The sequence below is a fragment of the Microbacterium sp. B35-04 genome, assembly GCF_010634885.1.
Lineage (GTDB): Bacteria > Actinomycetota > Actinomycetes > Actinomycetales > Microbacteriaceae > Microbacterium.
In genome coordinates, this window is sequence record NZ_MWLP01000030.1 from 1 (window position 1) to 18,844 (window position 18,844).

Genomic DNA, 18,844 nt, shown 5'->3' on the forward strand with positions numbered 1-18,844 from the left:
TGATCGATGACCAGCCGAGACCGTTGGCCGACAGCACCGCGTTGACGCTGACGCCGTGACGCTGGGCGATGACGCTGATCGTGTCCCCACGCTGGACCGTGTAGGCACCGCCGGCCGGGGCCGGGGCGGGGGCGGGGGCCGGGGCGGGGCTCGCGGGTGCGGGTGCGGCGGCTGCGGCGCCGAGCTTCAGCACCTGCCCCGGGTAGATGGTCGACGACCAGCCGAGTCCGTTGAGCGCGAGCACGTCGCCGGTGCGCAGCCCGAAGCGCGCGGCGATGCGGCTCACGGTGTCGCCGCGCTGGACGGTGTAGGTCGCAGGTGCCGCCTCGGCGGCCATCCGGGCGGCGGCCGGCGCGGCGGAAGCGGCGGCCGGCGCGGGGGTCAGCGTGTGGGATGCGGACGTGGTCGCCATCTCGGGCGCCGCCCCGCGAATGCCGGTCGGCGGGTCGGCCGGCCGGACCGCGTCCACCGCTCGCGTGCCCGCTGCAGCGGCGGCGTCCCCCGTCGCGGCCTGCGCGGGAGCGGCTGAGAGCGTCAGCGCGATCGAGCCGGCGACGGCCACCGGGACCCCGGCGAAGAGCACCCGCGAAGGGCCGGCGCTCCTATGGACGGTATTCCTGGTACTCCGCACCTGTCGCACGAGTTCCCCCCTCAGTCGACTTCGAAAGACCGTGTCACGGAAGTCGATTGGTGTCAACGCCTGCTATAAGAAGAGGCCTGTGTGACTGGAGTGGCCAGAGTGCGAGCGCATTCGGTCCCACGTCATCTGAGATAGTTGTCTCCGTGACCTCTGACGACGCTCCCCGCTTCGAGACCGACTGGCTCACTCTTCCGGACCTCGTGGATGTGCTCGGCGAACCGCTCGGCCGGGTGCGCCGCATGCTCGACGAGTTCCAGCTCGTCGGGTCCAAGCGCGACGGCGTGCTGAAAGTCCCGTCCGTCTTCATCGTCGACGGGCATCCCCTGCCGTCGCTGCGCGGCACCGTGTTCGTGCTCCACGACGCCGGCTTCTCGGACGACGAGGCGATCGACTGGCTGCTCAGCCCCGAGGAGTCCATCGGCATGCCGCCGATCGAGGCGCTCCTCGCCGGTCGCAAGAGCGAGGTGCGCCGGGTCGCACGCACGGTGGTCTGAGCCGGGGCAGCCGAGCCGGTCAGCGCGCGCGGTCCAGCTGACGCCCGAGGATCGGTCGCCACGCGACGGCCGGTGCTCAGGTCGTGCGAACGGTCGCGGCGCGCGCCAGATCGCGGAGCTCGCCCACCGCGGCATTGCCGAGGCGTGCACCGGACAGCGCGCGGTCGGCTTCGCGGGCGTAATCGGCGATGAGGCGTTCGATGCGGTCGAGCGCTCCGGTGTCGACGATCGTCTGCTGCAGTGACGCGATCTGCTCGGCGTCGAGGTCGGGCTGTCCGATCAGCTCGTCGACGATGCGGCGTGATCCCGGGGCGAGCGCCTCGCGGGCGTACGCGATGAGAACGGTGCGCTTTCCCTCGCGAAGATCGTCCCCTGAGGGCTTGCCGGTGGCCGACTCGTCGCCGAAGACGCCGAGCACGTCGTCGCGCAGCTGGAACGCCATGCCGAGCGGATGCCCGAACGCGGCCAGCGCGGCCGCCTGGGCGGCATCCGCTCCCGCAAGGGCCGCACCGATCGCGAGAGGCTGCTGCACGCTGTACCGCGCGGATTTGAAGGATGCCACGCGCAGCGCCCGCTCGGCGTGCCGCTCGTCGGGCTCGGTCGCGAACGCCGATTCCTCCGCGATGTCGAGGAACTGGCCGAGCGTGACCTCGCGGCGCATCAGGGCGTACTCGCGGCGCGCCGCGGCTGCGCGGTCGGGCGTGGTCTCGGCGAGCCCTTCCTCGAGGAGGTCGTCGCTCCAGGCCACGAGGAGATCGCCGACCAGGATCGCACCCGACCGACCGAAGGCGTCGGCATCGCCGAGCCAGCCGGACACGCGGTGCCCGGTTTCGAGCGCGCGGTGCGCCGCGGGACGGCCGCGGCGGGTATCGGAGTTGTCGATGAGGTCGTCGTGGACGAGCGCGGCGGCATGGAACACCTCGAGCGCCGCGGCTGCTGCCAGCACGGGATGCGGAGCGTCGCCGGCCGGCGCCGACGCCTCCTCCACAGCCCTCCACCCGGCGATGCAGAATCGCCCTCGGAGTCGTTTGCCGCCTGTCGCCGCATCGGCTGCGGCGGAGACGAACCGGTCCGCCTCGGCGCCGGCATCCATCACGTCCTCGCGCTGAGCCGAGATGAACATGTCCACTCGCTGGGAAATGGCTTCGATCGGTTCTGCGGGGGCGGACACGGGCCTAGCCTAGTGAGGAACGGCACGCGTACAATCGAGCCACCGAAGTACAGAGGGGGATGCATGCCACTCTCCGAACAGGAGCAGCGCCTGCTGGACGAGATGGAGCGCCATCTCATGCGCAACGACGCGGATGTCGTCAGCGCGCCCCGCGACGGACGCACTCTGAGCTATCGCAACATCGTCTACGGCACGATCCTCGTGCTGCTGGGGCTCGGCGGTCTCATCGTCGGGGTCTCGCAGCAGCTGATCGTCGTCGGCGTCATCGGCTTCGTCGTGATGCTGGGCGGAGTCCTCCTTGCCGTTACACCGGGCCGCGGTCCCGGCAAGATGCGCGTCGAACCCGACCGACCGGCAAAACCGCAGAATGCCTCGTCGTTCATGGATCGCATGAACGACCGGTGGGACAAGCGGCAGGGCGAGCGCTGAGCATCGCCGGCTGAGTCCGCACGAGAAGCACCGACCTTCGGGTCGGTGCTTTTTTGTTGCCCGAGAACCCCCTCGATTCCCATGCGCGACGCTGCGCGGGAGCGGATTGTCATCGAATCGATAGCAAAGTGGAGGAGAGTGGAGTAAAGTGGCGTACAACCCGGGGGGGCCGGACGAAGGGGGTGTGATGTACCGATGCTTTTGGGCACGCACACACCCAAGCTCGATGACAAAGGTCGCGTCATCCTCCCGGCGAAGTTCCGCGACGATCTCGGTGGGGGTGTCGTCGTGACGCGCGGGCAGGATCGCTGCCTGTACGTGTTCAGCGAGAAGGAGTTCGAACGGGTGCACGACCGCATCCGCGAGGCACCGCTCGCCAACAAGCAGGCACGCGACTTCCTGCGCATGTTCCTCTCGGGTGCCAGTGCCGAGAAGCCCGACAGTCAGAACCGCATCACGATCCCCCCTCCGCTGCGCGCATACGCCGGCCTGGAGCGCGACCTCGTCGTCACCGGCGTCGGCGCCCATGCCGAGATCTGGGACGCCACGGCATGGAACACCTATGCCGAGGCCAACGAAGAGACATACGCCGAGCTGGAGCAGGAGGTGATTCCGGGCCTGTTCTGAGGCTCCTGTCGCCTGAGCCCTGACTCCCAGCCGCTCCCGCCCTGTCGCCACTTCCCCGGTGCCAGGTCAGAGCGGATGGGGATCAGGACCCAGGAGACAAGACCCCGGAGGCCCCGACGACCATGAACCTGCGCGACATCCACACCCCGGTCCTGCTCGAGCGCTGCATCGAGCTGCTCGCCCCCGCGCTCCAGCGCGAGGGCGCGGTCTTCGTCGATGCCACGCTCGGCATGGGCGGTCATTCCGAGGCGTTCCTCGAGCGCTTCCCGAACCTGCACCTGGTCGGTCTCGACCGCGACACCGATGCACTGCGCATCGCGGGGGAGCGCCTGGCGCGCTTCGGCGATCGCATCACTTTCGTGCACACCGTCTACGACGGGATCGCGGATGCCGTCACCTCCAGCGGTTTCGCCGCGGCAGACGGCATCCTGTTCGATCTGGGCGTCTCGTCGCTGCAGCTCGACGTCGCCGACCGCGGCTTCGCCTACGCCCAGGATGCCCCCCTCGACATGCGCATGGACCAGTCGGCGGGCACGACCGCGGCCGACATCCTCGCCACCTACGGCGAGGGCGACCTCCGCCGCATCTTCGAGCGCTACGGCGAGGAGAAGCTCGCCGGACGCTACGCGCGGGCCATCATCGCGGCCCGCTCGCAGGCGCCGATCGAGCGGTCGGGGCGGCTCGTCGAGATCCTGCAGGCTGCGACCCCCGCGGCCGTGCAGCGCGCGGGTCACCCGGCCAAGCGCGTGTTCCAGGCGCTGCGCATCGAGGTCAACCGCGAGCTGTCGGTGCTCGAGCGCGCCATTCCCGCGGCCCTGGACATCCTCCCGATCGGCGGACGCATGGTCGTGCTGTCGTACCAGTCCCTCGAGGACCGGCTGATCAAGCGCGCCTTCGCCGAGGCATCCGCTTCCACCGCGCCCGCGGGCCTGCCCGTCGAGCTTCCCGAACATGCTGCCAAGTTCCGACTGCTCGTCAAAGGTGCCGAGCTCGCCACCGACGAGGAGCGCGCGGTGAACCCGCGCGCGACACCGGTACGCCTGCGCGCCGCCGAGCGCGTCCGGCCCGAGCACGCGGGAGGTGCGTCATGAGCACGATCGCGAACGCCACGACGGCGGCCAGCCTTTCGGGGTCCGCTGTGCGCCGACCCGTCGGCAGCGCCGCACCGGATCGAGCGGATGCCCCGCGCCGGCGTCTGCAGGTCGTCGATGCGCCGGCTCGCCGGCGTCGGCCCAAGCTCTTCTACGGGATCGTCGCGGTGATGGGGGCGTTCCTCATCGCAGCGGCGCAGATGTCGCTGTCGATCATGACGACGCAGGGGACGTACGAGCTCGCAGCCCTGACCAAGGAGCAGCGCGACCTGACGTACGAGAAGCAGATCCTCTACGACGACGTCGCCGGGCTGAGCTCGCCGCAGTACCTCGCCGCGAACGCCGCCGCGCTCGGCATGGTGATCAACGAGGCGCCGAGTTACCTGCGGCTGAGCGACGGCTCGATCCTCGGTCCGTCGGAGGTGGCGATGGGATCGTCGTCGGTCGACGCGATCGGCCGAGGTGCGGTGGCCAACGCGCTCATCACGGACACCCCGCTGGTCACGGTGCCCGACGCCACGATCGACGGCGTCCCCGTCGACGTTGGTGAGACGCCCGACGGCGGAGTCGGCAACACTCCGCCGCCCCTCACCGACGGACTGCCCACCCCGAGCACACACTGAACCGACGGCAGCCGATACGAGAACGCGAGATCAGAGCACGAGACGGACATGACGACACGAAGCACGAGAAGTCCCCGCCGCCGCACGGTCGTCGCTCTCGCCGTCGTCCTGGCCGTCCTCGCGGGCTTCATCGTGCGACTCGTCGACATCCAGGTCGTGAACGCCGACGACCACGTCAAGGATTCGCTCGACACCGCATTCGCCGGCCAGCAGAAGCTGTACGGCGCACGCGGCACGATCATCGACGAGACGGGTCAGACCCTGGCAGGAAGCATCCTGCGCTACGACTGCCAGCTCGATCCGCTCCTCCTCACGCAGACCGATGCGGACGTCCTCGCGGAGAAGTCGGAATCGCGCCTCTGGGCGGACGTGTCGAACGACGTGGCCGAGATCACCGGCCAGACCCCTGAAGAGGTGCGCGCGATCGTGGGCACCGCCCTCGCCGAGGACCCGGAGACGCGGTACGCCAAGCTCCGGAACGGCGTGTCGACCGAGCAGTTCCGCGCCCTGGCCGACCTCAAGATGCCCTACATCACCTGCAACTCCCACCCCGCACGCGCCTATCCGGACGGGGCCGTCGCGGGCAACCTGGTCGGCTTCATGGGAACGGACGGCGAGGCGCTGGAAGGGCTCGAGCAGTCGCAGAACGACTGTCTGGCTGCGACCAACGGCGAGCGCCGCTACGAGCGCGGCAAGGACGGCGTCGTCATCCCCGGCACCGAGACCGAGACCCCGGCAACGGACGGCGGCACGCTGGAGCTGACGATCAATCGGGATCTGCAGTGGTACCTGCAGCAGCTCATCGCCGAGCAGACGCAGAACATGGCCGCGCAGCACGGCTCGATCCTCGTGTACGAGGTCAAGACCGGAAAGGTGCGGGCGGCGGCCGAGTACCCGACCGTCGACCCCAACGACGTGGACGCGACCGCAGCGGACGACCGCACCAGCCAGATCCTTCGTGGGACGTTCGAACCCGGGTCGACTTTCAAAGGCCTGACCGCGGCGACCGTCATCGACGCGGGCGGACAGTCGCCGGATTCCACCGTCGTGGCGTCCGGGCTGGAGAACTTTCCCAACGGCGCGCGCGTGCGCGACTCCTTCCAGCACCCGGCGCACACCTACACGCTCACCGGCGTGCTGATCGACTCGTCGAACGCCGGAATCTCGAAGTTCAGCGAGAAGGTCGACAACCAGACGCGCTACGACTATTTCCAGCGCTTCGGCATCGGTCAAGGCGCGTCGACCGGCTATCCTCTCGAAGCGAACGGCCTGATCCATCCCGTCGAGGAGTGGGGTGCGCAGACGGCGTACAACACCTCGTTCGGTCAGGGTGTCACCACCACGATGCCCGAACTGGCCCGCGCGTACGGGGCGATCGTCAACGGCGGCGTCAAGATGCCGCTGCAGATCATCGAGTCCTGCACCAAGCCCGACGGCACGGTGATCGAGCCGGATCTCGCCGAGCCCGAGCGGGTCGTCAGCGAGAGCACGTCGGCCCAGATGCGCGAGATGCTCGAGAACGTGTTCCTGCAGGCCCCCTACGCCAAGACCGTCGAGATCCCCGGCTATCGCATCGGCGGCAAGACCGGCACCGGCGAGAAGGCCGACCTGGTCAACGGCGGCTACAAGCAGGGCGTCTACTACACGACGATGGTGGGCTTCGCGCCGGCCGACGACCCGCAGTACGTGGTTGTCGTCACCCTGGACGAGCCGACGAAGGTAACATCGTCTGCGGCCAACGCGACGGCGTTCCAGAAGGCCATGACCCAGGTTCTCAAGACCTACCGCGTCATGCCCTCGACGACGTCGCCGGAGCTGCTGCCCAAGTTCGGGTAGTCCTGTGCCGGATTGCTGCTGAGGGCCGGAGTACCCCCAAGATGATCGCGCTCACCATCGCCCAGATCGCCCGTGCCCTCGCGGGCGAGGTGCACTTCGCCGACGGCGACACGCCCGACACGCTCATCTCGGGAGCGGTCGACACCGATTCCCGGCTCATCGCTCCGGGCGGCGTGTTCGTCGCGAAGCCCGGCGACGAGACCGACGGGCACCTGTTCGTCGACTCGGCGGTCGAGAAGGGCGCGGCGCTGGCGATCGTCGAGCGCCGGGTCGGCGCCGACGTCACGCAGGTGGTCGTGCCCGACGCGGTCGCCGCCCTCGCAGACCTCGCGCGCGAGGTCGTGCAGCGCGTCCGGGATGCCGGTGACCTGCGCGTCGTCGGCATCACCGGGTCGAACGGCAAGACCACGACGAAGAACCTGCTCGCCCGCATCCTCGAGGGCGAGGGCGAAGCCGTCTCTCCGAAGGCCTCGTTCAACAACGAGGTCGGCGCGCCGCTGACGATGCTGCGCGTCACCGAGACCACGGAGTTCCTCGTGAGCGAGTTCGGTGCGAGCGCGCCGGGTGAGATCGCGCGGCTCGCAGGGCTCGTCGACCCCGATGTCGGCGTCGTCCTCATGGTGGGCATGGCGCACGCCGGCGGGTTCGGCGGCATCGAGGCGACCTTCCACGCCAAGTCCGAGCTCGTCCGGGCGCTGAGCGCCGGGGGAGTGGCGGTGCTCAACGCGGACGACGCCCGCGTCGCCGCGATGGCCCCGATCGCCGGCGAGCAGGGCGCTGCCGTGCGCTGGTTCGGCCGCGGCGCCGCCGCCGCAGATGTCCGCGCCGACGATGTCGTGGTGACGGCATCCGGAACGTCCTTCACGGTGACCGCCGACGGGATCTCGCTGCCGCTCCGCCTGCGCGTGCTGGGCGAGCACCACGTCATGAACGCCCTCGCCGCCATCGCCGCGGCGACCACCCTCGGTGTCTCGCTCGCCGACGCCGTCGCGCGTCTCGAGACCGTGGAGATCGCCGAGCGGTGGCGCATGCAGCCGCTCGGGTCGGACCGCGTCCGCATCATCAACGACGCCTACAACGCCAGCCCCGACTCGATGTCGGCGGCCCTGCGCACCCTCGCCCAGATCACCGGGCCGGGCGAGCGCACCGTTGCGGTCCTCGGTGCGATGAGCGAGCTCGGCGAATACGCGGAGGAAGAGCACGACCGCGTCGGTCTGCTGGCCGTGAGACTCGGCATCCAGCGCATCGTCGTCGTCGGTGACGCCGCGCGCCGGATGTACCTGGAAGCCGTCGCCCAGGGCTCGTGGGACAACGAGGCCGTCTTCTTCGCGACGGCCGACGAGGCCTTCGACTATCTCCAGGGTGAACTGCGCGACGGCGACCGCGTGCTCGTGAAGTCGTCGAACTCGGCCGGGCTGCGGTTCCTCGGCGATCGTCTGGGAGAATCGTTCTCGTGAGATCTCTCCTGACCGCGGCGGCGATCTCGCTGGCATTCACACTCTTCCTCACCCCCGTGTTCCTGCGGCTCTTCCGCAAGTGGGGCTGGGGACAGGTCATCCGCACGCCGGAGGACATCCGCAACCCCAACCACCAGACGAAGCGCGGCACGCCGACCATGGGCGGCACCATCTTCATCGTCGGCACGATCGTCGGCTACCTGGTCGGCTGCTACGTGGGGAACAACCCGCCGACGATCTCGGGCCTGCTCGTCATCTGGATGATGGTGGGCCTCGGCGCGGTCGGCTTCATCGACGACTACATGAAGGTGCGCCAGCAGAAGTTCATGGGACTGAGCGGCTGGCGCAAGATCGTCGGCCAGGTCATCGTGACGGTGCCGTTCGGCATCGTGGCCCTGAACTTCCCGAACGACTTCGACCAGACGCCGGCCTCGCCGTACGTGTCGGTGTTCCGCGACGTGCCCGTGCTCGGCTTCATGACGCTTGGGCTCATCATCGGCTGGATCCTCTACCTGGCGTGGGTCACCTTCATCGGAGTGGCCTTCTCGAACAGCACGAACGTGACGGACGGACTCGACGGCATGGCGGCGGGCGCCGGCATCTTCGTCATCGGCGCCTACAGCCTCATCGCGTTCTGGCAGTTCAACCAGGCTTGCTGGGGTGGCGAGGGGCTCTCGGCGGCCGCCAAGGCCGCGTGCTATCCGACCCGTGACCCGTTCGACCTCGCGATCATCTCTGCGTCCTTCGTCGGCGCGCTCGTCGGGTTCCTCTGGTGGAACGCCCCGAAGGCCAAGGTCTTCATGGGCGACGTCGGGTCGATGGCCATCGGCGGCGTCATCGCCGCGATGGCGATCCTCACGCGCACCGAACTCCTCGCCGTGCTCGTCGCCGGCGTCTTCATCATCGGCCCCGGCTCGGTGATCCTGCAGCGCCTCTACTTCAAGATCACGCGCGGCAAGCGGCTCTTCCTGATGAGCCCGTTCCACCACCATCTCGAACTCCGCGGCTGGTCGGAGGTCACCATCGTCGTGCGCATGTGGATCATCGCGGGCCTCCTCGCGGTGTCGGGCGTCGGCTTCTTCTACGTCGAATGGCTCTCGCGCACATGACCTCGGAACGCCTGTCCACTCTCACCAGCTGGAACGCCGACTGGAAAGGGCTGCGGGTCGCGGTGCTCGGGATGTCGGTCACCGGCTTCTCCGTCGCCGACACGCTCGCCGAGCTCGGCGCCGAGGTGCTCGTCGTGACCGAGAGCGCCGACGAGGAGTTCGAGCGCCTGCTGCCGGTCATCGGGGTGCGGCTCTGGACCGGGAGCCTCGACGCCGTGCCGGCCGAGCTCGCGGACTTCGCGCCGGAGGTCGTCGTGGCGTCGCCGGGCTTCGCGCCTCGGCATCCGGTCATCTCGTGGGCTCGTGAGAACGACATCGCACTTTGGGGAGACGTCGAGCTCGCGTGGCGGGTGCGCGACAAGGTGGTGCGATCGGACGGCACGCCCGCGGACTGGATCCTGATCACCGGCACCAACGGCAAGACCACGACCACCCGACTCACCGCGACCATGCTCGTCGCCGGCGGCCTCAGGGCTGCCCCCGTGGGTAACATCGGCACTCCCGTGCTGGACGCGGTGCGCGACCCCTCCGGGTTCGACGCGCTGGTGGTCGAGCTCTCGAGCCACCAGCTCTGGTACCTCGGGCTGCAGGACTCGCCTGATCCGTTGTCGCCGTGGGCGGCGGTGTGTCTCAACCTCGCCGACGACCACCTCGAGTGGCACGGCTCGTTCGACGCCTACCGCGCCGCGAAGGCGCAGGTGTACGACAACACGCGCGTCGCGTGCGTGTACAACAAGGCGGATGCCGCGACCCAGCGCATGGTCGAAGACGCCGAGGTGGTCGAGGGGGCGCGCGCGATCGGCTTCGATCTGGGCGTGCCCGGTCCGAGCGACCTCGGGGTCGTCGAGGGCATCGTGGTCGATCGCGCCTTCCTGGACGACCGGCGCACCAGCGCGCTGGAGCTCACCACGGTGGAGGAGCTGGCCGCGAAGGGCCTCGCCGCGCCCCACATCGTCGCGAACATCCTGGCCGCCGCCGCGCTGGCGCGGTCGATGGATGTCGCACCCGCGGCGATCCGCGATGCCCTGCGCGACTTCCGGCTCGACCCGCACCGCATCGAGGTCGTCGCGCAGCACGAGGGCATCACCTGGGTCGACGACTCCAAGGCCACCAACCCGCACGCCGCGGCTTCGTCGCTCGCGGCGTACCCCGGTGCCGTGTGGGTCGTCGGCGGCCTGCTCAAGGGCGTCGACGTGTCGGAGCTCGTCTCGGGCCGGGGCGCAGGCACCAAGGCGGCCATCGTGATCGGCGTCGACCGGGCGGCGGTGCTCGCCGCGTTCGAGCGACACGCGCCCGCGGTGCCGGTGTTCGAGGTCGAGGCCGTTGAGACTGAAGAGGTCATGGCGCAGGTCGTCGAACTGGCGGCAGGGGTGGCGCGTGACGGGGACGTGGTTCTGCTCGCTCCCGCTGCGGCATCCTTCGACCAGTTCGCCTCCTACGCGGACCGCGGTCGCAGATTCGCTGCCGCGGTGAGGGATCGGATCGGAACGGGGGAGCAGCGTGACCACGACGCAGCCGCCGCGGACCCGGCAGACCCCGACGCCGCCTGAACCGCCCGCCCGCCGCGGACTCGCCGCGCGGGTGTCGCTCGGCCGCGTCTTCGCGCCGGTGCCCAGCGAGTTCCTGCTCATCGCCTCGACGGCGCTCCTGCTGACGGTCTTCGGGCTCGTCATGGTGCTGTCGGCGACGTCCGCCACTGCGACGGCCGCCGGCGAGGCGCCGTGGGAGATGGTGATCAAGCAGGTCATGTTCGCCGTGATCGGCATCCCGCTGATGTTCGTCGCCAGCCGTCTGCCCGTCGCCTTCTGGAAGAAGATCGCGTGGCCGGCGCTGATCTTCGGCATCGCCTTCCAGCTGCTGGTGTTCATTCCCGGGCTCGGCATCGACATGGACGGCAACCGCAACTGGATCAACGTCGGCGGCGTCCAGGCGCAGCCGTCGGAGTTCCTCAAGCTCGCGCTGGCGATCTGGGTAGCGTTCGTGCTCTTCCGCAAGCGCACGCTCCTCGCCGACTGGCGTCACGTCTACATCCCGCTGGTTCCGGTCGCGGGCCTCGCGCTGGCGACGGTGATCGCGGGAAGCGACCTCGGCACGGCGATGATCCTCGCCCTGATCGTGCTCGGCGGGCTGTTCTTCTCCGGGGTGAAGCTGCGTGTGTTCATCCTGCCGATGCTGGCGGCCGCCGGCTTCGTCGCGTTCTACTTCCTCACCAGCGCCGACCGCATGCGGCGGTTCTGGAGCTTCCTGAACCCGAACTGCCTGGCGGACTACTACAACGACTGCTATCAGCCGCTGCACGGCATCTGGGGACTCGCCAGCGGCGGGATCTTCGGTCTGGGCCTCGGCAACTCCCGCGAGAAGTACGACTGGCTGCCGGCCGCGGCGAACGACTACATCTTCGCGATCGTAGGGGAGGAGCTCGGGCTCATCGGCTGCGCCGTCGTGCTGACGCTGTTCGCGCTCTTCGCCGTCGGCGCGTTCCACGTCATCCGCAAGACGGACGACCCGTTCGTGCGCATCGCCGCGGGTGGCATCACGGTGTGGATCGTGGGCCAGGCGCTGATCAACATCGGCGTCGTCCTGCGCGTCTTCCCCGTGCTGGGCGTGCCGCTGCCCTTCATGTCGCAGGGCGGCACCTCGCTGGTGTCGGTGCTGCTGGCCTCGGGCGTCCTGCTGGCGTTCGCGCGGTCGCTGCCCGCCTCCGTCGCCCGGCGCGAGGCGGCGATCGCCGAGGCCCGAGCGGCCCGCGAGCGCGCCAAGCTCCGCGCCGTGCGCTGAGCCGAGGCATCCGTCGGGGTCCATGTCGTGCGGTGTGTGCGGGTTCGGGGCGCACGGCGGACCGCTTGGGGCGCGTGACGCGCGCCCCAAGCGTCCGCCGTGCGCCCCAAACCCTGTCGGCCTGGCCGGGTAGGCTCGGGGAGTGACGACGTACCTCCTGGCCGGCGGCGGTACCGCCGGACACGTCAACCCGCTCCTGGCTGTCGCCGATGCCCTGCGGGCCCGGGACCCCGAGGCCGAGGTGCTCGTGCTCGGCACCCGCGAAGGGCTCGAGGCACGGCTGGTGCCCGAGCGCGGCTACGAGCTGCTCTTCGTCGACAAGGTGCCGTTCCCGCGTCGGCCGAACCCGGCCGCGGCCGCCTTCCCGGCACGGTTCCGCCGTGCGATCGCGCAGGTGCGCGCGCACATCTCCGCACGCCGCGTCGACGTCGTCGTCGGCTTCGGCGGCTACGCGTCGGCCCCCGCGTACATGGCGGCACGCCGCGAGCGCGTTCCGTTCGTCGTGCACGAGGCGAACGCGCGTCCCGGGCTCGCGAACGTGCTGGGCGCACGGTCGGCTGCCGGCGTCGGGGTCGCTTTCGAGGGCACACCGCTGAGGGGCTCTCGTGTCGTCGGGATGCCGCTGCGCCGCGAGATCGTCACGCTCGACCGCGACGCGCTCCACGCCGAGGCCGCCGCGCACTTCGGCCTCGACCCGGCGAAGCCGGTGCTGCTGGTGTTCGGCGGCTCCCTCGGCGCACAGCGCCTGAACGCGGCGTTCGGTGAGGGCCACGGCGCCGGCTGGCGCGATGTGCTCGATGCCGGCTGGCAGCTGCTGCACGTGACCGGTGAGCGTTCGGAGCTGCCCGACCCGGGCGCCGCAGGCTACGCCGTGCGCCGCTACGTCGACCGCATGGACCTCGCGTTCGCGCTGGCGGACTTCGTCGTGTCGCGGGCAGGAGCGGCGACCGTCAGCGAGCTCAGCGCGCTCGGCATCCCGACCGTCTACGTGCCCTACGCGGTCGGGAACGGCGAACAGGCGCTCAACGCCTCGTCTGCGATCCGCGCCGGCGCGGCGGTGCTGATTCCGGACGCCGAGTTCACCGGCGACCGCGTGCGCGCAGAGGTCATCCCGCTGCTGTCCGACGACGCTCGGCGTGCCGCGATGGCGGCGGCTGCGGCATCCGTCGGCACCCGGACTGGCACCGAGAACGTTGTCGAGATGATCGACGAAGCGCTCCGGGAGTCAGGACGCGGGTGAGGTCTCGCCCCCGCGCAGCGCGGCGGTGACGATCGCGAGGGCCTCGTCGGCGTCGAGGCGCAGGTCGCGCACCTGGGCCGCGAAGGCGGCGGCGGCCCGCTGCAGCTGCTGACGCGCAGGGTCGGCGTCGAACGCCACGAACGTGCCGTTGCGGCCGCGGGTCTCGATGACGCCGGATGCCTCGAGCTCTCGGTACGCGCGTGCCACGGTGCCCGGCGCGATGCCCAGCTCTTCGGCGAGGCGCCGGACCGTGGGAAGCCGTTCGCCGGCACCCAGCTCCCCGGATGCGACGGAGTCGACCAGCCCGGCGCGGAGCTGCTCGAACGGCGGGACGGGCGAGGACGGGTCGATGACGATCATGCGAACTGCTCCTCTGAAGCGGGCGTCGCCGGATGAAGGAAGTCAGGGTAGATCGAAGCAGGCAACTTGCCCTGACCGAGGGTGTAGAGCACTTGGATCGCGGGGATACCCCACCACGGGAACAGTGCCGAAACGTCGCTGGATCCTGGAAGCAGCCAGGCATCTGCGCTGAGCGTGAGGGCGCATCCGAGCGGGAGCCACGCCGCGGTCGCCGCGCCCATCCGGAGCACGCTGAGCGCGTCCGCGCGGAACAGATCGTCCCATGCGAGTTCGAGGGTGTCGGAGGCGGGCTGCGGCTGCGCGAGCACGAGGCGCTCGGCGAACCTGCCGCCGACCGCGGTGAGGACGGCGAAACCCAGCGCGGTGTAGGCGAGCACCAGCTCAACGCGATCGACGGGGCGGAGCGCGGCAGTGACCGCGAGGATCGCACAGCTCGCCGTGGCGGCGACCAGGAGGACGGGCGGCGTCAGTCGGCGCCCGCGCCCGACGTAGTCGCGGACACGGAGCGCGCGCGGGCGAGCGACACGGACGGCCGTGGGCGCCGGATGGAAGAGCCGTTCGCGGAGGTTGACAACCACCGCCGTCGCCGTCAGGACGACGAGGAAGATCGACAGCGTGACGAGCCACAGGAACTGTGGGCTCGACGACAGTGGGGTAGCCGCGAAGACCACGGACGCTGCGATGACGGTCGCGAGAAGACCCCACATATTCGCCCTGAGCAGGGATCTGGTGCGGTGGCGAACGCTGAGGGCCATCGCCTCCGAACCGAACGGCAGACGCGCACGCAACGCGGTCCGGTAGGCCGGCGTCGCGCCGAAGTCCGCACCGCGTGAAGCGATCAAGGCGATGACGGCCACCGCGGCGATTCCGGCGAGAACGCCTCCGTTGAATGTGGTGACCCAATCGAGCATGAGGCGATCGTGTCACGTTTTGTATCAATGTGTCAATACAGTTCCGAGGCGCCTGCTCAGCGCGCCGGGGCCGCGGAGACCGTCACCCAACTTAGGATTGACGGGCCATGATCAGACCCGATCTCAGTCTTCCCATCCCCGACGACATCACCGCCGCCCACTTCATCGGAATCGGCGGATCCGGCATGTCGGGGCTCGCCCGCATGTTCCTCGAGCGCGGCATCCGCGTGTCGGGGTCCGACCGCGCCGACAGCAAGGGGCTGCGCGAGCTCGCCGAGCTCGGTGCGACGGTCCACGTCGGCCATGACGCAGCGAATCTCTCCGACGACGTCGACACGGTCGTGCACACGGGCGCCATCTGGCCCGAGAACCCCGAGTTCCTGCTGGCCAAAGAGCGCGGGCTGCACGTGATCCACCGCTCGCAGGCGCTGTACTGGCTGATCGGCGGACGCCGGCTCGTGTCGGTCGCCGGCGCTCACGGCAAGACCACGTCGACGGGCATGATCGTCACGGCGCTGCGCGACCTCGGGGTCGACCCGACGTTCGTCAACGGCGGCGTCATCGCGCAGCTCGGCGTATCGAGTGGCAGCGGGCGGGACGACCTCTTCGTCATCGAAGCCGACGAGTCGGACGGCACATTCCTGCTGTACGACACGTCGATCGCACTCATCACCAACGTGGACCCCGACCACCTCGACCACTGGGGCACGCGGGACGCCTTCTACGCCGCGTTCGCCCGGTTCGCGAACGAGGCGCGCGAGGCGGTCGTGATCTCGTCCGACGACGCCGGCGCCCAGCTCGTGACGGCGCAGCTCACCCATTCGCGCGTCGTGACCTTCGGTGAGGCCGAGGGAGCGACGGTGCGCGTCACCGACGTCGTCACCGACGGCCCTGTCTCGTTCCGCCTCACCCACGACGGGGTCACGGTCGACGCGCAGCTTCCCATCCCGGGCGCCCACAACGCGATCAACGCGGCCGGCGCCGTCGCGGTGCTCCTCACACTCGGCCATTCACTCGAGCCGGCCGTGCGCGCCGTCGAGGGGTTCGCGGGCACCGTGCGCCGCTTCGAGCTCCACGGCGTCGAGCGCGGCGTAAGCGTCTTCGACGATTACGCGCATCACCCGACCGAGGTCGCCGCCGCCCTTGCCGCGGCGCGCACGGTCGTCGGCGACGGGCGCATCATCGCGATCCAGCAGCCCCACACCTACTCCCGCACGAAGGACATGTACCAGGAGTTCGCCGACGTGCTCGAGCGCTTTGCCGACCACACGGTCATGCTCGACGTGTACGGCGCGCGCGAAGACCCCGTGCCGGGGGTGACCGGCGAGCTGGTGAGCGATGCCTTCGCCGACCCGTCGCACGTGCACTTCGTGCCCGACTGGCAGGAGGCCGCCGACTACACCGCGTCGGTCGCCCGCGCAGGCGACTACGTCATCACCCTCGGCTGCGGGAATGTGAACCTGATCATCCCCCAGGTGCTCGAGGCGCTCGGTCGCGCGCGCGGCGGAACGACGAGCCCCGATGTCTTCACTCCCGCCCGGCCTTCTGGCCTGGCCGACCCGTCGGGCCCCGCCGGCCTGTCCAGTACCGCGGAGTAGGACCGCATGCGCCGCCCGTCGCCGTTGCCGCAGCCGCCGGTCGCCTCGCGCGGCCAGGCGCGTGCGGGTGCGCCGACCCCGCCGGCCGACGACCACACGGCCGGCGACGACTGGGCCGGCGTCGCCCCGGCCGACGACTACTCGATCGAGGATCGTCCGGTTGAGGACCATCCGACCGAGGATCTCTCCGTCCTCCGTGAGGCTGGGCCTCGCGCGACTGAATCCGCCCGCGAGACGCAGGCCGGCAGCACGAACTCCGCCCTGACGGACGGGAACGACACGGCCCCGGTCATCCCGCTGTCATCGCCGACCGCCCTGCCCAGCGCGGCCCCCGCACCGGACTCGGGGCGGGCACCCGGCTCTGCCGCGAAGACGGATGCCGGGGACGTCGGCTTCCGCGAGGTCTGGCGGGCATCGCGTGCCCGTCGCAAGGCGCTGCGCGCCGAGATCCGCCGCTTCACCGTGCGACAGCGACGGCGGCGCGCGATCTGGCTCGGGGCCGCGGCATCCGTCCTCCTCCTGGCGCTCGGAACGCTCGGTGCGGCGTACAGCCCGCTCTTCGGCGTGGAGAGGATCTCGGTCGTCGGGGCGCAGCAGCTCGCGGCGGACGACATCTCCGACGCGCTGGCGACCCAGCTGGGCACGCCTCTGCCGCTGGTCGACGAGAGCGCCGTGAAGGCCGCGCTCGTCGCCTTCCCGCTGATCGAGACGTACGCCCTCGAGGCCCGGCCGCCCCATGAGCTCGTGGTGCGGATCGTCGAGCGCACGCCGATCGGCCTGATCGAGACCCGCGCGGGCTACACGCTCGTGGACGCCGCGGGCGTCGCGCTGTCGACGGCGGCGACGCCGAGCGCCGGCATGCCCGTGCTCGCGATCGCGGGCGGCATCGACTCCGACGCCTTCGCGGCGGCCGGACAGGTGATGCGCGCGCTGCCGGACGACATCCGTGCACAGGTGACGGAGGTGACCGCGTCGACCCCCGATGACGTGACGCTCACCCTCGGCGGGTCGAATGCGCAGGTGGTGTGGGGGAGCGCGGACCGGTCGGCGGACAAGGCGCTGAATCTCGCCAAGATGATGGCCCAGCGTCCACCGGCGGACGTCACGACCTACGACGTGACGTCGCCTGAGGTCGTCGTCGTGCGCTGAGCCTTCTCCTGACGGCCACTTCCGGGACCGGATGCGGCGACACGCCGTTCCGTTGCGGCCGAGCGCGCAGTGTCCGCTTACTTTCGAGTCAAGGAATTGCATACCGGGCAATTCTTTATACCTCTACTAGAGGTTGAAGGTTAAAAGGTCCAGGGCTACGGAGGCCGGCATGAGCCAGAACCAGAACTACCTCGCCGTGATCAAGGTCGTAGGCGTCGGCGGCGGCGGCGTCAACGCGGTCAACCGCATGATCGAGCTCGGCCTGCGCGGGGTCGAGTTCATCGCCATCAACACCGACGCCCAGGCGCTGCTGATGAGCGACGCCGACGTCAAGCTCGACGTCGGACGCGAACTGACCCGAGGGCTCGGCGCAGGTGCCGATCCGGAAGTGGGCCGTCGCGCCGCCGAAGACCACGCCGAAGAGATCGAAGAGGCGCTCCGCGGTGCCGACATGGTCTTCGTGACGGCGGGCGAAGGCGGCGGCACGGGCACGGGCGGCGCGCCCGTGGTCGCGAAGATCGCCAAGTCCATCGGCGCCCTCACCATCGGTGTGGTGACCAAGCCTTTCTCGTTCGAGGGCCGCCGCCGTCAGCAGCAGGCCGAGACCGGCGTCGCCAAGCTCAAGGAAGAAGTCGACACCCTCATCGTGGTGCCGAACGACCGCCTCCTCGAGATCAGCGACCGCGGCATCTCGATGATCGAGGCGTTCGCGACGGCCGACCAGGTGCTCCTCGCCGGTGTGCAGGGCATCACCGACCTCATCACGACGCCGGGTCTCATCAACCTCGACTTCGCCGACGTCAAGTCGGTGATGCAGGGGGCCGGATCGGCCCTCATGGGCATCGGCTCGGCCCGCGGCGCAGATCGTGCCATCAAGGCCGCCGAGCTCGCCGTCGAGTCGCCGCTGCTCGAGGCGTCGATTGAGGGTGCGCACGGCGTGCTGCTGTCGATCCAGGGCGGATCGAACCTCGGCATCTTCGAGATCAACGACGCCGCCCAGCTCGTCAAGGAGGCCGCGCACCCCGAGGCGAACATCATCTTCGGAACGGTCATCGACGACACGCTCGGCGACGAGGTGCGGGTCACCGTCATCGCGGCCGGCTTCGACGGCGGCGAGCCGGAGAAGCGCATCGAGCCGATCGCGGCCGCGCGTGTGGTCTCGACTCCCGCGGTGCCGGCCACCCCGGCCGACGAAGCGGCGAAGGATCGCGATGTCGTCGAGCAGGTGCCCGTCCCCGTCTCGGTCGGCGCCGTCACCGAGTCGTCGTACGACACGGCGTTCGGCGACGATGATCTCGACATCCCCGACTTCCTCAAGTAAGCCGTCGGCA

General features: G+C 70.1%; 18 protein-coding genes. 14 read left to right on the top strand and 4 right to left on the bottom strand.

The annotated features are described in order from the left end of the window. Positions 1 to 583: LysM peptidoglycan-binding domain-containing protein (locus B1729_RS07920; protein ID WP_163631845.1), on the bottom strand; the 583-nt coding region annotated here is incomplete at its 3' end. A 200-nt stretch (positions 584 to 783) separates the two neighbouring features. Here B1729_RS07920 and B1729_RS07925 point away from each other — a divergent pair. Continuing rightward, entirely contained in the window at positions 784 to 1,134 is a 351-nt protein-coding gene (locus B1729_RS07925) for an Rv2175c family DNA-binding protein (RefSeq protein WP_239526216.1), read from the top strand. Positions 1,135 to 1,210: 76 nt separating this feature from the next. On the opposite strand, the gene B1729_RS07930 is transcribed toward B1729_RS07925, so the two are convergent. Then, on the bottom strand, positions 1,211 to 2,305 hold the full coding sequence (locus tag B1729_RS07930; RefSeq protein WP_239539532.1) for a polyprenyl synthetase family protein: 1,095 nt from the start codon (positions 2,303 to 2,305) through the stop codon (positions 1,211 to 1,213). A gap of 63 nt (positions 2,306 to 2,368) precedes the next feature. On the opposite strand from B1729_RS07930, the gene B1729_RS07935 reads away from it, so the two are divergent. The 10 genes from B1729_RS07935 (at position 2,369) to B1729_RS07980 (ending at position 13,495) form a co-directional block, all read left to right on the top strand. Further along, entirely contained in the window at positions 2,369 to 2,734 is a 366-nt protein-coding gene (locus B1729_RS07935; protein WP_163620261.1) for a DUF3040 domain-containing protein, read from the top strand. A 195-nt stretch (positions 2,735 to 2,929) separates the two neighbouring features. Next, positions 2,930 to 3,361 carry a division/cell wall cluster transcriptional repressor MraZ gene (gene mraZ / locus B1729_RS07940; protein WP_163620259.1) on the top strand — a complete coding sequence of 144 codons (432 nt, stop codon included), beginning with the start codon at positions 2,930 to 2,932 and terminating at the stop codon, positions 3,359 to 3,361. A gap of 122 nt (positions 3,362 to 3,483) precedes the next feature. Continuing rightward, on the top strand, positions 3,484 to 4,452 hold the full coding sequence (gene rsmH / locus B1729_RS07945) for a 16S rRNA (cytosine(1402)-N(4))-methyltransferase RsmH (RefSeq protein WP_163631847.1): 969 nt from the start codon (positions 3,484 to 3,486) through the stop codon (positions 4,450 to 4,452). Next, entirely contained in the window at positions 4,449 to 5,075 is a 627-nt protein-coding gene (locus B1729_RS07950) for a hypothetical protein (protein WP_239539534.1), read from the top strand. Before rsmH ends, B1729_RS07950 begins: the two co-directional genes overlap by 4 nt. Before the next feature lie 48 nt (positions 5,076 to 5,123). After that, positions 5,124 to 6,911: a penicillin-binding protein 2 gene (locus tag B1729_RS07955; protein ID WP_163631850.1), complete on the top strand. Its 1,788-nt coding sequence runs from the start codon at positions 5,124 to 5,126 to the stop codon at positions 6,909 to 6,911. Between the two features lie 41 nt (positions 6,912 to 6,952). After that, a complete protein-coding gene (murF, locus tag B1729_RS07960; RefSeq protein ID WP_163631853.1) occupies positions 6,953 to 8,368 on the top strand; it encodes a UDP-N-acetylmuramoyl-tripeptide--D-alanyl-D-alanine ligase in 1,416 nt (471 codons plus the stop codon). Next, positions 8,365 to 9,477, top strand: a complete 1,113-nt coding sequence (gene mraY / locus B1729_RS07965; RefSeq protein WP_163631856.1) for a phospho-N-acetylmuramoyl-pentapeptide-transferase — start codon at positions 8,365 to 8,367, stop codon at positions 9,475 to 9,477. Before murF ends, mraY begins: the two co-directional genes overlap by 4 nt. Further along, positions 9,474 to 11,027: a UDP-N-acetylmuramoyl-L-alanine--D-glutamate ligase gene (gene murD / locus B1729_RS07970; RefSeq protein WP_163631859.1), complete on the top strand. Its 1,554-nt coding sequence runs from the start codon at positions 9,474 to 9,476 to the stop codon at positions 11,025 to 11,027. Before mraY ends, murD begins: the two co-directional genes overlap by 4 nt. Then, a complete protein-coding gene (gene ftsW / locus B1729_RS07975) occupies positions 10,978 to 12,255 on the top strand; it encodes a putative lipid II flippase FtsW (protein WP_163620249.1) in 1,278 nt (425 codons plus the stop codon). Before murD ends, ftsW begins: the two co-directional genes overlap by 50 nt. Before the next feature lie 142 nt (positions 12,256 to 12,397). Continuing rightward, complete coding sequence (locus B1729_RS07980; RefSeq protein ID WP_163631862.1) at positions 12,398 to 13,495, top strand: UDP-N-acetylglucosamine--N-acetylmuramyl-(pentapeptide) pyrophosphoryl-undecaprenol N-acetylglucosamine transferase; 1,098 nt, start codon at positions 12,398 to 12,400, stop codon at positions 13,493 to 13,495. On the opposite strand, the gene B1729_RS07985 is transcribed toward B1729_RS07980, so the two are convergent. Together B1729_RS07985 and B1729_RS07990 are read right to left on the bottom strand one after the other, a co-directional pair. Further along, on the bottom strand, positions 13,481 to 13,855 hold the full coding sequence (locus tag B1729_RS07985; protein WP_163620245.1) for a GntR family transcriptional regulator: 375 nt from the start codon (positions 13,853 to 13,855) through the stop codon (positions 13,481 to 13,483). The two genes, B1729_RS07980 and B1729_RS07985, sit on opposite strands and share 15 nt — an antisense overlap. Continuing rightward, positions 13,852 to 14,766, bottom strand: coding sequence for a hypothetical protein (locus B1729_RS07990; RefSeq protein WP_163620243.1), 915 nt, complete (start codon positions 14,764 to 14,766; stop codon positions 13,852 to 13,854). Before B1729_RS07990 ends, B1729_RS07985 begins: the two co-directional genes overlap by 4 nt. Positions 14,767 to 14,873: 107 nt before the next feature. Between B1729_RS07990 and murC the strand changes: the two genes are divergently transcribed. The 3 genes from murC (at position 14,874) to ftsZ (ending at position 18,834) form a co-directional block, all read left to right on the top strand. Then, positions 14,874 to 16,364: a UDP-N-acetylmuramate--L-alanine ligase gene (gene murC, locus B1729_RS07995; protein ID WP_239539536.1), complete on the top strand. Its 1,491-nt coding sequence runs from the start codon at positions 14,874 to 14,876 to the stop codon at positions 16,362 to 16,364. Between the two features lie 6 nt (positions 16,365 to 16,370). Continuing rightward, complete coding sequence (locus B1729_RS08000; protein ID WP_163631865.1) at positions 16,371 to 17,513, top strand: FtsQ-type POTRA domain-containing protein; 1,143 nt, start codon at positions 16,371 to 16,373, stop codon at positions 17,511 to 17,513. Between the two features lie 169 nt (positions 17,514 to 17,682). Continuing rightward, positions 17,683 to 18,834: a cell division protein FtsZ gene (ftsZ, locus tag B1729_RS08005; RefSeq protein ID WP_163620240.1), complete on the top strand. Its 1,152-nt coding sequence runs from the start codon at positions 17,683 to 17,685 to the stop codon at positions 18,832 to 18,834. The last annotated feature ends 10 nt before the right edge of the window (positions 18,835 to 18,844 follow it).